A 956-nucleotide genomic window follows, 5' to 3' on the forward strand; every position below is an offset into this window, starting at 1 on the left:
TCCGCCGTTCGCGGTGTCAACTGCGACGGAGTTATGCGTACCCTCGTACTGAGGGGGCTGATCGAAGAGGCCGGACACGACTCCGAATCCGGCGCGCTGCTGTATCGGACCACCTCCTATTTCCTGGAACGGCTGGGCCTGCGCGGCCTCGACGAGCTGCCTGATCTGGCGCCGTTCCTCCCCGACGACATCGAAGGTCTAGACGACACCGGTGAGCACACCCAATGACAGTTCCCGCGGTGCGCGGGACGACGCCCCGCGCGGTGAGCGCGGCGACAACAACGACAACCGCCGACGTGGCGGACGAGACTTCCACGGTCGGGGCGACCGTGACCGGCGCGACCGTGACGACCGGGGCTTCCGAGGCGGAGGCGACCGGTCCTTCCGGCGTGAGGACCGCGACCGTGGAGGGTTCCGCGGCCGCGACGACCGGCGTTCGTACGGTCGTGACGACCGTGACCGTCGGCCCCAGGGTCGTGACGACCGTGACCGCGGCGGCTTCCAGCGCCGTGACGACCGTGACCGCGGGGGTTTCCGTGGTCGGGACGATCGTGACCGTTCCTTCGACCGCGGCGAGCGGCGCGGCGGGTTCCGTGACGACCGCGGTGACCGGCGTCCGCACGGTCGTGACGACCGTGACTTCCGTGGCCGGGGCTCGCGTGACGACCGTGACTTCCGTGGCCGTGACGACCGGCGTTCGTTCGGCCGTGACGACCGTCGCGGCGGGGGCCAGCGCGATGACCGGGGCCGCGGGGGGTTCCGCGGCCGCGACGACCGGCGTTCGTACGGTCGTGACGACCGTGACCGTCGGCCCCAGGGTCGTGACGACCGTGACCGCGGCGGCTTCCAGCGCCGTGACGACCGCGGTGACCGGCGTCCGCACGGCCGCGACGACCGCCGTTCCCACGGTGGTGACCGCGACCGGCGCGGTGGCGCCCGCCAGGACCGCGGCGGGC

The 956-nt window shown here is 72.7% G+C and carries 2 protein-coding genes; both read left to right on the plus strand.

Annotated features, from left to right (window positions below):
* A partial coding sequence (gene scpB, locus D471_RS0102755) for an SMC-Scp complex subunit ScpB (protein WP_040688048.1) occupies positions 1-228 on the plus strand: 228 nt, incomplete at its 5' end.
* Positions 229-677: 449 nt separating this feature from the next.
* Positions 678-956 (plus strand): hypothetical protein (locus D471_RS39960; protein WP_206538912.1); only part of this gene is annotated, 279 nt, incomplete at its 3' end.

Origin of the sequence: Nocardiopsis lucentensis DSM 44048, from assembly GCF_000341125.1 — a bacterium.
Taxonomy (GTDB): Bacteria; Actinomycetota; Actinomycetes; order Streptosporangiales; family Streptosporangiaceae; genus Nocardiopsis; species Nocardiopsis lucentensis.